Here is an 11,349-nt window from a genome sequence, read left to right as displayed (position 1 = left end):
GTGGCTGACTGTGCAGTTTTTCCTAGTTTATACGAACCTTTTGGAATTGTAGCGCTAGAAAGTTTTGCAGCGCGAGTACCTGTGGTAGTTTCTGATACGGGGGGACTTCCAGAGGTGGTACAACACACGAAGACGGGGGTGGTTACTGACGCTAATAATCCACATTCTTTGGCTTGGGGCATTTTGGAAGTGTTAAAAAATCCGGGCTATGCAAAGTGGTTGGTTGACAATGCTTATGAAGATTTAGAACGGCGATTTAACTGGCCGAAGCTGGCTAAGGAAACTGAATGGGTTTATAAGCGGGTGGTTGAAGAGCGATCTCAAGTAAGCTGGTAATAGAAGAAGGGGCTAGAGGCTAGGGGCTAGGGGCTAGGGAAAGACGGGGGAGATGGGGAAGATAGGGAAGATGGGTAATTAGCTATTAGCTATTAGCTATTAACTATTAGCAATTAGCAATTAGCATGGGGTTCCAGAAACCGGGTTTTTGAGACAATCTGTGGGTAACAACGAAGTATTTTCGTAAAAAACCCGGTTTCTTTGGTTGGGTGTGTAAGTCCTAGTAAGTTCCCTCTTCCCTCTTCCCTCCTTCCTCTTCCCTAGCCCCTAGCTATTACCAATTACCTACATTCACTCTGCGATCGCGATCGCGAAACTAAACTTCGGCAACTGCTACTTTTCTCAGCGATTGGATAGTTGCTACGCAGTGCTTAGCTACGGTATCAATTTCTTCGACTGTATTAAATCTACCAATGCCAAACCGTAGCGAAGCATAAGCCAACTGGTGCGATCGCCCAATTGCTTCCAAGACGTGAGAAGGCGCGATTTTTGCAGAAGTGCAAGCCGAACCCGAAGAAACAGCGACCACAGGTTGTACTCCTAGTAGCAGCGCTTGACCATCAACTCCATCTACACTGATATTAAGATTTCCAGGCAAGCGGTGAATGGGATGACCATTAATAACAATGTCGCCCAAGGGAGATAAATAGTCCCACAATCGTTGACGCAAATTTGTCACCCGTTCCACTTCTGAGTCCATTTCGGAAATGGCCAGTTCTACGGCTTTGGCAAATCCGACAATTTGAGGGGTATAGAGCGTACCAGAACGCATTCCCCGTTCGTGTCCGCCTCCGTGCATTTGCGCTGCAAGCTGAACTCTGGGATTGCGACGGCGGACGTAAAGAGCGCCGATGCCTTTTGGCCCATAAATTTTGTGCGCTGTCAAGGACATTAAATCAATTTTCAAGGCCTCGACATCCAGAGGAATTTTGCCGATCGCTTGGGCTGCGTCTGTATGGAAAAACACATCTGCACCGCGACAGATGGCGGCAATTTCTCCGATCGGTTGGATTACTCCAATTTCATTATTAGCAGCCATCACCGAGACTAAAATCGTGTCGGCGCGAATACATCTTGCTAAATTGCCTAAGTCGATCAGTCCGTCACTTTGGACGGGGAGAAAAGTGATTTCAAATCCCAATTTTTCTAAATAATGACAGGGATCGAGTACCGCATTGTGTTCGGTTGCTACCGTGATGATGTGTCGCCCTTTGTTGCAATAAGCTTCGGCTATGCCTTTGACCGCTAAATTGTTCGCTTCGGTTGCGCCGGAAGTGAAGACAATTTCTTCGGGTGAGGCATTGATGGCATCTGCGATCGCTTGCCGGGACTGTTTGACTGCCGCTTCTGCTTCCCAACCATAGATATGATTGATGCTAGCGGGGTTGCCGAAGTGTTCCCGGAAATAGGGGAGCATGGCAGCGAGTACCCGTTCGTCGATCGGGGTTGTCGCGTGGTTGTCTAGGTAGATAGGGCGTTGAGACATAGTAGAAGAAAATTGGGCAACTGGGCTGGCGATCGCGTATTTAGGCAACTGAGTTGTCAACTTGGTCGTTCCAGTGTAGCGTTCCTATAGCTGCAACTTAGATATTAGAGTATAGTAGCCAATTATTAAAGTTACGAGCAAGGTGTTAAATTATTCTATACCAGCGTCAGCACCTACAACTAAAAATTAATAGCTAAAATTATTTATGCGACCTGATATCCAGGGATTGGAAATTACTAAGGGTGAACTCAAGCGGCTCAGTGGTGTAGGGACAGACCGTACCTACAGACCACCTGCGATCCGTAAGTTTGTCACTGAAGGGTTGAAAACTTTGGCTGTTATTGCTTTAGTTGCCATTAGTTGTTTGCTGCTGTTGCTAATCTTTCCGAGATACTATTTGTTATTAATTTCTGTCCATTTCGCAGCAGCTTTGGCTTTAATAGTTGATGACTTTTGGAAAATTTGGTTGAGTAGTAGGAATAAACATCTGGTTAATCTTTTTGATGATGTGGACAGATATAATGCTATTATTAAAGCTATAGAAGTTAATGACAACATAGAAGAAGCTGGCAATCACAAGGTAAGTATTCGTAATCGCGAGCAAGTTATTGAAGCTTTGCATCTGATCAGAGAAGATTTGGTGAGAGCTTTAAAAACAGAAAGGATTCTCAGGGAAAATAAAAAATTTGTAGCTGGTCATTCTGATATGTTTGATACTAATTTTCGAGCTTTGACTGCCTTGCAAATTAACGATCGGGCGAGCGAGCAGGGGCGGTTGTTAAATGAAGCTTTGCAGGTAGCTGTGGGGGTGCAGGAGGAAATGAACAAATTACAGGAGAGACACGCTGGCAATTAAAGCCGCCAGGGGTTTTAACCCCTGTCGAACTGTGATTTAAGGCCCAAAATAATAATTTTCATCTTCAACCCAGTTAGAGCGAGGCAAGCCAAATTTATCTTCCAAAACCATTTCTATTGGACGCTGCGAATCTGATTGTTCGGTGCGCGAACTCTCATAGCAATTTATTCTCATTTTAATTCAATTTTAATTAAGCATATTTACTCAGTGACATTCGTTTGACTTTTTTAACCTGTCACGAATGGGTAGAGGGTGTAGGAGTATGCAGATTAAAGCTGATTAGCTTATGCTAGAGTCACTATGCTTGGTAAATCAAGGATGCCCTTATCACCTGGACTTTTCAGAAAAATTCCCCTACAAATACTGCTAATTATTCCCTTTGTTGTCCAAACAGTTGGAGCAGTAGCTGTTGTTGGTTATCTTTCTTATAGAAACGGTCAAAAAGCAGTAAATGATGTAGCTACTCAGTTGCGGAATGATATTAGCGATCGCATCAAGGAAAATCTAACCGATCTGCTTGCTATTCCCTTTCAATCCTTTGAAAACTATGATGCAGCCCTGAGCCAAAACCGCATCGATCTTAATAATGGGAGAGACGTAGAGAAGTTTCTATGGCGACAACTCCCAGCCTTTCCCCTTGTTGCTGCCGCAGCTTTTGTTACCCCCAATCAGGAGTTTTTTGCTGGTGAGCGGCAGGATGATGGCGCGATCGTCATCCGTACTTCGGAGGTAGAAAATAACCACACTTTGACGACCTATACCGTTAGTCCAGGAGGGGAACGCCGGGAAATTACCAACGCCGGGAAACCTAACTTTGATCCCCGCAACCGCCCCTACTATAAAATTCCAGTCCAGAAAAAGCAAGCTGTTTGGGCAAAACTGTATCCTCACATTACAGGTAAATACTTATACATTGCGGCGGGTAAACCCATATATACCCAGACTGGAGATTTCCAAGGAGTGTGGATGACAAGCTTAAATCTGGTAATGTTTGGGGATTTTTTAAGCAAACTCAAAATCGGTAAAACTGGGCAAAGTTTTATTCTGGAACGTTCTGGAGAAATGATTGCCACCTCTACAGGGGAAAAGCCCTTTCAATATTACCCAGACAAGGTTGTCCAACTGCCAGAGCAAAGAATTGAACGACTCAAGGTTGTCAATAGTAGCAATGCCATCACCCAAAAAGCGAGTCAAGCTTTGCTAGAGCAGTTTCATAATTTTCAAAATATCCAAGCATCTCATCAACTGAAATTTACCGTCGATGGTAAAAATTATTTTGTCCGAGTCGATCCTTTTCGAGATAGTAAAGGTATTGAGTGGTTGGTGGTGGTGACTATTCCAGAAGCAGACTTTATGAATCAGATTAATGCCAATACTCAAACTACAATCCTGCTCTGTTTAGCAACTTTGATTTTGGCAATTTTGTTGGGTATCCTGACCGCTCGCCGGATTATCCGTCCTGTGGAGCGGATCACCACTGCCTCGGAAGCGATCGCAAAAGGCAATCTCAACCAACAAGTGGAGGTTAGTTCCATCGTTGAACTTGGCAAATTAGCCAACGTTTTTAACGGCATGACTAGACAACTGAAGGATTCTCTAGATGCCATCCATTTGGCAAATGAAGAGCTGGAAGCTAGAGTGGAGCGAAGAACTGGAGAACTGCGCCAAGAAAAAGAAAGATCAGAACAGTTACTTTTAAATATTTTGCCTGCGGAAATTGCCGATCGCCTCATGCGGACTAATGAATCCCCTGCTGAACATTTTGAAGAAGCCACAATTTTGTTTGCGGATATCGTAGGTTTTACTGGGATCTCGGCCCGGATAGAGCCGATGCAATTGGTAACAGGTTTGAACCAAATTTTCTCTGCCTTCGATCAACTCACTGAAAAGTATGGTTTAGAGAAAATTAAAACCATTGGGGATGCCTACATGGTAGTTGGTGGTTTACCCGTTTCTCGAGCGGATCATGCCGAAGCGATCGCCAACATGGCGTTGGATATGCAAGCTTATATGCAAGACGTGGAGAATATTTTTGGGGAATCTCTACAAATTCGGATCGGGATTAATACCGGTCCTGTAATTGCGGGAGTAATTGGGATTAAGAAATTTATTTATGACCTCTGGGGTGATGCGGTGAATATCGCCTCAAGGATGGAATCCCACGGTAAACCGGGATACATTCAAGTCGCCGATACGACTTATCTCAAATTACAGAATAAATACTTACTAGAGCCAAGGGGTACGATCGAGGTCAAGGGAAGAGGAGAAATGATGACCTATTGGCTTTTGGGTCGGCGAGTATGACTGTCCTTTGATTTAATACCTTAACAGCTTACCTCAAAGATCGCGCTCTGAGTTTGAGCAGTCAACATGAAGAGGTAATAGTTGTGCGAGCTGACTGTGAAGTACAATTAATTGATACAATGGAGTTAAGATTTCCCTTGGGACTGGAAGCTGAAATTGCAGATTTAGTTGCCTCAACTAGAGTTGAATTAAATTTAGATGATGTGATGGTACTTTACACTGACGGGATTACCGAAGCTATTGATATTAATAAAGTACAATACGGTTTAGATCGGCTGGTAGAAATAGTTAAACAAAACCGTCAGCTTTCAGCTAGTGAAATTAAGGAAGCTGCGATCGCGGACGTTAAGCGCCATATCGGTGAGCAAAAGGTGTATGATGACATCACTTTAGTTGTCCTCAAACAAAAGTATTGAAATTACTAGCAAAATCGCTATGACCGCCAAACCTAAAATTATAGTCCTCGATGACGATCCCACAGGTTCCCAAACTGTTCACAGTTGTCTGTTGCTAACCCGCTGGGACGTGGATACCCTAAAGTTAGGACTGGAGGACGAGTCTCCCATTTTCTTCATCCTCACAAATACCAGAGCTTTACCCGCAACACAAGCGGCTGCTGTCACCCGCGAAGTGTGTCGCAACTTGAAAGATGCGATCGCAACTACCCCCCAAACCGCAGGTTTCCTCATAGTCAGCCGTTCTGACTCCACCCTCCGGGGTCATTATCCCATAGAAACGGACGTAATCGCCGAAGAACTTGGCCCTTTTGACGCTCATTTCTTAGTTCCTGCCTTCTTTGAAGGCGGTCGAATTACCCGCGATAGCGTCCATTATCTGATAATTAATGGCATTGAAACACCCGTAGAACAAACAGAATTTGCTCGTGATTCCGTCTTTGGGTACAAACATAGTTATTTGCCAGAATATGTAGCAGAAAAAACCCAAAATCGGATTTCGGCTGAAAGTGTAGAGCGATTTTTGCTAGCAGACATTCGCGCTGGAAGTTTGGAACGTTTGCTAAATTTAACTGGCAACAAATGCGGAGTTGTTGACGGCGAAAATCAAGCCGATTTTAACCGTTTTGCGGCTGACATCCTGACAGCAGCAAACCAAGGTAAACGCTTTTTATTCCGCAGCGGTGCTAGTATTTTAACCTCACTAGCCGACCTCGGCCCGCAGCCAATAGCAGCCGAAAATATGGCACAATACGTGCGTGGTGGTAAGCCTGGTGCAGTAATAGTTGGATCTCACGTTAAAAAAACCACCGAACAATTAGAAAAATTACTGCAAGAACCAGGAACAGCTAGCATTGAAATTGATGTCGCCCATTTGTTAGAAGATTCGCCAGCACAACGAGCAAAACTCCTGAAAAATACTCTCGAAAATGTTCATGCCGTTCGTGCTGTAGGTAAAACTCCCGTAGTTTATACTAGCCGTCAAGAACTTACCTTTGACAGCGTACAAGTACGCTTAGATTTCGGTGCTGCTGTTTCAGCTTTATTGATGGATATAGTGCGAGGTTTACCTTCAGATATCGGGTTTTTAATTAGCAAAGGAGGTATTACTTCTAACGACGTTCTCAGCACAGGTTTATCACTGACATCAGCACGATTACTAGGTCAAATTTTAGCAGGTTGTTCAGTAGTAAGGACAGCAGCAGATCATCCTCTCTTTCCCTATTTACCAGTAGTCTTATTTCCCGGCAATGTCGGGGATGCAGATGCTTTAGCCACAGTTTATCGGCGGTTAAGTAAATAGCTAGTTGGGCGGTAATTGCCGCCCTGGAAAATTATGTTTGAGCAGTGGATTCTTGTTGCTGTGCTGCCAGACGTGCCGCTCTTCTTTGATAATAAGCTCCCAGAGTGCTGTTTTGAATATCGGCTTCTAAACGGGCGTTTAGTTCATCCAATTCGGCAATATTGCGATCCATGCGTTTCACCAGTTCCCGCAAATTTGCAACAGAACGCGCTCTAGTTTCGGCATCAGGTATTCTCAGTTCATTACTCATGGTAAATTCCAGTTTCTTTTTATTTCTTGAATACTTGCTTGTATCGCCTCATTTGTAGCCTCAGCCTCATTAATGTAGCGACCAAGTAACTCTAGGCTATCACGGGAAGCCGCAGGTTGAGAATCATAGATTCGCCGCAGCGTTACATAAAAACGTGAGTAGTAATTGTCAGCGCGTTCTCGGATACTCTGGAGTTCGTCTAATTCGGGTAATGTGGCATCTGTTTCGCCATAACGTTCTAACATGATAAATACTGTTGCAGTTGCTTCGTCTATGCGTTCTAAGAGTTGTCGCTGTAAAGTGAAAACAGTCGTGATGATCTCGTCTGGTAACTTGGCCATAATTCCCATCTAAGTTAACATGAGTTCTGTCAAATAGGCAGAATATCACACCGATCCTACTTTAGGAGAATATTGAGATTGTTTAGTTGCGGTCATAACCACAGGCAACTGGTAATAAGAGGTAATATCAAAGGCTTTAATCTCTAATAGGCTAACTTTGTCATTGCCAGCAAAGCGAAACAATCCGAGCATCTTTAGGTTGCTTCGCTTTGCTGGCAATGACAGATAACTCGCAATTAGAGGTAATATAAAGCAGCATCTTTAGATTGCTTCGATTGGCTGGCAATGACAGATAACTAGCAATCAGAGGTAATATAAACAGGTTTTAATTCCTAATTAAGTTAATATTGATAGTCAACCTTACCTAAAATCAGACCAGTCCCATGACGACTGATGCTTCCCCCTCCGCCGCCGTTACCCCCGATGCTTCCACGCCTGAAGTGAGTTTCAACCTGCAAGTTCATCTCAAAAATGAAGGCGGGCACTTGTTGCTGCTGCTACCCCCCGAAACCAGCAGCGAAGCAGCAACTTCAACAGCAACAACCTGGATTGAACTGTGGCAACAGCTAAAAGTTAGACTGAATGCAGGAGAACGCTTCTGGCAGCCAAATGCAGAAGTCCACCTGATGGCGAACGATCGCTTATTAGATATTCGCCAACTACAAGCGATCGCAGAGGCTCTTTCTGAAGTAGAACTCCAACTCAAACGAGTTCATACCATCCGCCGCCAAACAGCCGTCGCCGCCGCCACCGCCGGCTATGCCGTCGAACAGCAATCCCCCATCTCCTCTCTCAACAAAACACCCTCAGAAACAGCTTCCTCTCTAGCCGAACCTCTGTATTTACAGATGACAATTCGCTCCGGCATAGAAATTCGGCATCCCGGTACAGTAATAATTTTAGGAGATGTCAATCCCGGCGGCTCAGTGGTCGCTCAAGGCGATATCCTAGTTTGGGGCCGTTTGCGGGGTAGAGTTCATGCTGGAGCAGGCGGCAATGCCAAAAGTGTAATTATGACTTTGCAAATGGAACCTATGCTAATTCGGATTGCTGAATACGTCGCCAGAGGGCCTGAGACTCAGCCTGCTCAGTTTTACCCCGAAGTCGCCTACGTGACTACCCAAGGGATTCGTATTAGCAGAGCCAGTGATTTTGACAAGTCGCAGTTAATAGATTAAGGAAGGAAGAGGGAAGAAGGAAGAGGGAAGAAGGAAGAAAGAAGAAGGAAGAAGTAAGTATAATTTTTAACTGCCGTTAACTCAAAACTTCTTCCCAATCACCAATCACCAATTACCAATTACCAATTACCAATTACCAATTACCAATTAATTATGGCTCGCATTATTGTTGTTACTTCTGGCAAAGGAGGAGTTGGGAAAACTACCTCCACAGCAAATCTGGGCATGGCTCTGGCGAAACTTGGTCGCTCTGTAGCGGTAGTTGATGCTGACTTCGGCTTGAGAAATTTAGACTTGCTCTTAGGTTTAGAAAATCGAATCGTTTATACGGCAGTAGAAGTAATTGCTGGCGAATGTAGACTAGAGCAAGCTTTAGTCAAAGATAAACGCCAGCCCAATCTAGTATTACTACCGGCCGCTCAAAACCGGATGAAAGATGCTGTTAGTGCCGAACAAATGAAACAATTAGTTAACGTACTAGCAGAGAAATATGACTATATTTTGATTGATTCACCCGCAGGGATTGAGCAGGGATTTCAAAATGCGATCGCCGCCGCTCAAGAAGGCGTGATCGTTACCACACCAGAAATTGCCGCTGTCCGCGATGCCGATCGCGTTGTGGGTTTACTAGAAGCTCATAATGTCAAACGTATCCACCTGATCGTCAACCGTATTCGACCCTTAATGGTGCAAGCTAATGATATGATGTCGGTGCAGGATGTGCGGGAAATTCTTGCTATTCCTCTGCTGGGAGTTGTCCCAGACGACGAGCGCGTAATTGTTTCCACTAACCGGGGCGAACCCTTAGTGCTGTCGGAAACTCCATCCTTAGCTGGAACCGCCTACGAAAATATTGCTCGGCGCTTAGAAGGCGAAAAAGTTGAGTTTCTGGAACTCAATCCCCCCCAGGATAACTTTTTTACTCGACTCCGCAGGCTGTTAACAGCTAAGATTATGTAAGTAAGCGGCGAAGTTTTGGTAATAAATGCCGATCTCGGTATACTGTCAGTTAAACTATTGGCAGTGAGGAATGAGGAAGAATTTAAAGTGTCTATTTTAAAGGGTATGTTGTCAGGATTTTCTCACTTCGCCGCCCCGTTCAGTTACCAGCCTCTTTCCTCAAGAGCGCGATCGCTACTGACATAAACGATCCTACTCGAAACTACTAACCAGTTTCGTAGCCGTTACCATAGGCGGCTAAACGGATTTACTGCCACCTGCCTAACTCTTGACAACTCCGCAAGCCCCATGATTAATACACTTCTCGATCGCCTTTTCCCCCGCACGACTGACAACAGCCGCGAGGAAGTTAAACGCCGCCTCAAACTCGTTCTCGCCCACGACCGTTCTGACCTCACTCCAGAAATGGTTGAATCAATGCGAAAAGAAATCCTAGAGGTAGTATCTCGCTATGTGGAACTCGAAACCGATGGTACAGAGTTTTCCCTAGAAAGCGATCGACGGGCGACAGCACTGATTGCAAACCTGCCCATCCGCCGAGTCAAGTCAGATACTTAGCCGGTTATTTACCAGAGTTCAATAGAGGAGAATCTATTAAGATATTAATAGTTAGGTAACTTATTTGAGTTTTAACCTAAGTCTCGACTCTACTGGAGCTACCCGATGTTAGCCGAGCTAATCTCTTCCAGACGTATTCTCAAAGCCCAACTCATCGAATTTTTAGGACTCCCTGACAATTCTAAGGACAAAAAAGAGAGTCTCGTCAGTACAATTCTGTCTATTTTAGAAGAAAATGCCTTCGAGCAAGCAAGATTCTGGGAAACATTCAAAAGCGAGTTAGCTGTTGAGCCGATAGAATTAGAAGAGCTGCTGCACTGCTCTAAAAACGAGCGCAAGCGCTGGGTAAAAGAAGGGAAAATCCCTATTTTAGAATATCGCAGTTTTCGGAAATCGGGAATGGATTTGGAATATCCCGTTCACGACAGAAGATTTATCCTCAGCATCACCCAAGCAGATATTCAGCGGTGGCGAGAAGAACATAGATCGCAGATCAAAACTAATCGGCAAACAGGAGCACAAATCGCCTCAGAAAGCCGCAAGGAACATCAGCAATCAAGAGAAGCTTTTGGCTCAGCTTGGGAAAAAATTATAGAGGAATGGCAAGAAAAAGGATCGAGTGAAATATCAGCTATTCTCCAACTAGCCTATTGGACAGTGTGGGCCTCTCGTTGGGCAAAAGAAAATCAAATTAAAAGTCTCAGAGCAATCAAATATAACGAACAGTACGAGCAGCGGCGAGAACAATGGTACGAGCGCAAAAATCAAGCAATTAAGTTATTAGCTCAGGTTCCCTATGGGATGCTAGCATTTTATCGTCCAGTTGATTCTGATAAATTGTATTTGAAGCTTTGCGATAATCATTATGAAATGATGAAGGAGGGCTACTATTGGGATAAGTGGGAATTTTATTATCACAATCGCAAGCTAGTACATAAATGCCGGGAATGTATTTATACGGAAACGAGGGATTATTATTCGCTCTATTATTTGGAAATCAAGACTGAGCAGTTTCCTGATTTTACTTTTTCTTACCATACACCTTACACGATGGGAAAAAAATTTTTGCCTCATCCTGAAACGCTACCTTATGTAGATCATGTTGAGCAAGATGGCATTTTCCGCTTTGGTAGACCGATGTTAGAGCAGGAGAAAATTATTCACCGAGAGAAGGATGTTTTAGTGAAATTTGAAAAGGCTTTGGCAGAGGCGAAAAAATTTGTATAATCTAACTAGCAACAAACCTGGGGGGGTGATATCGTTTTCGAGTACATTGGAGTTATATATTTTGTGGTAGTGCGAGCCGGAGAGCTCTCCGGCTC

At 44.2% G+C, this 11,349-nt stretch carries 14 protein-coding genes; 9 read left to right on the top strand and 5 right to left on the bottom strand.

Annotated features, from left to right (window positions below; translation table 11 throughout):
- Window positions 1-336 (top strand): glycosyltransferase (locus PN499_RS22770; RefSeq protein ID WP_272034895.1); only part of this gene is annotated, 336 nt, incomplete at its 5' end.
- A gap of 316 nt (window positions 337-652) precedes the next feature.
- Here the strand turns inward: PN499_RS22770 and PN499_RS22765 are convergent.
- Window positions 653-1,822, bottom strand: coding sequence for an IscS subfamily cysteine desulfurase (locus tag PN499_RS22765; protein WP_272034897.1), 1,170 nt, complete (start codon window positions 1,820-1,822; stop codon window positions 653-655).
- A gap of 205 nt (window positions 1,823-2,027) precedes the next feature.
- On the opposite strand from PN499_RS22765, the gene PN499_RS22760 reads away from it, so the two are divergent.
- Window positions 2,028-2,678, top strand: a complete 651-nt coding sequence (locus tag PN499_RS22760) for a hypothetical protein (RefSeq protein ID WP_272034893.1) — start codon at window positions 2,028-2,030, stop codon at window positions 2,676-2,678.
- A gap of 36 nt (window positions 2,679-2,714) precedes the next feature.
- On the opposite strand, the gene PN499_RS22755 is transcribed toward PN499_RS22760, so the two are convergent.
- Window positions 2,715-2,852, bottom strand: coding sequence for a hypothetical protein (locus PN499_RS22755; RefSeq protein ID WP_272034890.1), 138 nt, complete (start codon window positions 2,850-2,852; stop codon window positions 2,715-2,717).
- Between the two features lie 144 nt (window positions 2,853-2,996).
- Between PN499_RS22755 and PN499_RS22750 the strand changes: the two genes are divergently transcribed.
- From PN499_RS22750 to PN499_RS22740, 3 genes are read left to right on the top strand one after another with little or no spacing between them, the layout of a single operon-like run.
- The gene (locus PN499_RS22750; RefSeq protein ID WP_272034888.1) at window positions 2,997-4,982 is read left to right on the top strand and encodes an adenylate/guanylate cyclase domain-containing protein; all 1,986 of its coding nucleotides are present in this window, start codon (window positions 2,997-2,999) and stop codon (window positions 4,980-4,982) included.
- A 47-nt stretch (window positions 4,983-5,029) separates the two neighbouring features.
- Entirely contained in the window at window positions 5,030-5,398 is a 369-nt protein-coding gene (locus PN499_RS22745) for a PP2C family protein-serine/threonine phosphatase (RefSeq protein ID WP_465249972.1), read from the top strand.
- Window positions 5,399-5,417: 19 nt separating this feature from the next.
- Window positions 5,418-6,740 carry a four-carbon acid sugar kinase family protein gene (locus PN499_RS22740; RefSeq protein ID WP_272034884.1) on the top strand — a complete coding sequence of 441 codons (1,323 nt, stop codon included), beginning with the start codon at window positions 5,418-5,420 and terminating at the stop codon, window positions 6,738-6,740.
- Window positions 6,741-6,771: 31 nt separating this feature from the next.
- On the opposite strand, the gene PN499_RS22735 is transcribed toward PN499_RS22740, so the two are convergent.
- Genes PN499_RS22735 through PN499_RS22725 form a run of 3 tightly spaced genes read right to left on the bottom strand, consistent with a single transcriptional unit; the run spans window position 6,772 to window position 7,523 of the window.
- On the bottom strand, window positions 6,772-6,990 hold the full coding sequence (locus tag PN499_RS22735) for a hypothetical protein (RefSeq protein ID WP_272034882.1): 219 nt from the start codon (window positions 6,988-6,990) through the stop codon (window positions 6,772-6,774).
- Window positions 6,987-7,331, bottom strand: a complete 345-nt coding sequence (locus tag PN499_RS22730) for a hypothetical protein (RefSeq protein ID WP_272034880.1) — start codon at window positions 7,329-7,331, stop codon at window positions 6,987-6,989. The genes PN499_RS22735 and PN499_RS22730 overlap by 4 nt, the downstream gene beginning before the upstream one ends.
- Window positions 7,332-7,376: 45 nt before the next feature.
- Window positions 7,377-7,523, bottom strand: a complete 147-nt coding sequence (locus tag PN499_RS22725) for a hypothetical protein (protein WP_272034878.1) — start codon at window positions 7,521-7,523, stop codon at window positions 7,377-7,379.
- A gap of 191 nt (window positions 7,524-7,714) precedes the next feature.
- Here PN499_RS22725 and minC point away from each other — a divergent pair, with 191 nt between their 5' ends.
- From minC to PN499_RS22705, 4 genes are all read left to right on the top strand, one after another.
- Window positions 7,715-8,509, top strand: a complete 795-nt coding sequence (gene minC, locus PN499_RS22720) for a septum site-determining protein MinC (RefSeq protein ID WP_272034876.1) — start codon at window positions 7,715-7,717, stop codon at window positions 8,507-8,509.
- A 153-nt stretch (window positions 8,510-8,662) separates the two neighbouring features.
- Window positions 8,663-9,469, top strand: coding sequence for a septum site-determining protein MinD (gene minD, locus PN499_RS22715; protein ID WP_007353741.1), 807 nt, complete (start codon window positions 8,663-8,665; stop codon window positions 9,467-9,469).
- Window positions 9,470-9,757: 288 nt separating this feature from the next.
- Window positions 9,758-10,027, top strand: a complete 270-nt coding sequence (gene minE / locus PN499_RS22710; protein ID WP_007353743.1) for a cell division topological specificity factor MinE — start codon at window positions 9,758-9,760, stop codon at window positions 10,025-10,027.
- Window positions 10,028-10,132: 105 nt separating this feature from the next.
- Window positions 10,133-11,254 (top strand): hypothetical protein, encoded by a 1,122-nt coding sequence (locus PN499_RS22705; RefSeq protein WP_272034873.1) that lies wholly within the window; start codon window positions 10,133-10,135, stop codon window positions 11,252-11,254.
- Window positions 11,255-11,349 lie beyond the last annotated feature (95 nt).

It is taken from the genome of Kamptonema animale CS-326 (genome assembly GCF_028330895.1).
GTDB lineage: Bacteria > Cyanobacteriota > Cyanobacteriia > Cyanobacteriales > Microcoleaceae > Kamptonema > Kamptonema formosum.
This window is presented reverse-complemented; position numbering and strand designations above follow the sequence as displayed.

Coding starts and splice junctions, on each gene's coding strand:
- PN499_RS22765 (WP_272034897.1), bottom strand. CDS start 1,822: ATGTCTCAACGCCCTATCTACCTAGACAACCACGCGACAACCCCGATC.
- PN499_RS22760 (WP_272034893.1), top strand. CDS start 2,028: ATGCGACCTGATATCCAGGGATTGGAAATTACTAAGGGTGAACTCAAG.
- PN499_RS22755 (WP_272034890.1), bottom strand. CDS start 2,852: ATGAGAATAAATTGCTATGAGAGTTCGCGCACCGAACAATCAGATTCG.
- PN499_RS22750 (WP_272034888.1), top strand. CDS start 2,997: ATGCCCTTATCACCTGGACTTTTCAGAAAAATTCCCCTACAAATACTG.
- PN499_RS22740 (WP_272034884.1), top strand. CDS start 5,418: ATGACCGCCAAACCTAAAATTATAGTCCTCGATGACGATCCCACAGGT.
- PN499_RS22735 (WP_272034882.1), bottom strand. CDS start 6,990: ATGAGTAATGAACTGAGAATACCTGATGCCGAAACTAGAGCGCGTTCT.
- PN499_RS22730 (WP_272034880.1), bottom strand. CDS start 7,331: ATGGCCAAGTTACCAGACGAGATCATCACGACTGTTTTCACTTTACAG.
- PN499_RS22725 (WP_272034878.1), bottom strand. CDS start 7,523: ATGCTCGGATTGTTTCGCTTTGCTGGCAATGACAAAGTTAGCCTATTA.
- minC (WP_272034876.1), top strand. CDS start 7,715: ATGACGACTGATGCTTCCCCCTCCGCCGCCGTTACCCCCGATGCTTCC.
- minD (WP_007353741.1), top strand. CDS start 8,663: ATGGCTCGCATTATTGTTGTTACTTCTGGCAAAGGAGGAGTTGGGAAA.
- minE (WP_007353743.1), top strand. CDS start 9,758: ATGATTAATACACTTCTCGATCGCCTTTTCCCCCGCACGACTGACAAC.
- PN499_RS22705 (WP_272034873.1), top strand. CDS start 10,133: ATGTTAGCCGAGCTAATCTCTTCCAGACGTATTCTCAAAGCCCAACTC.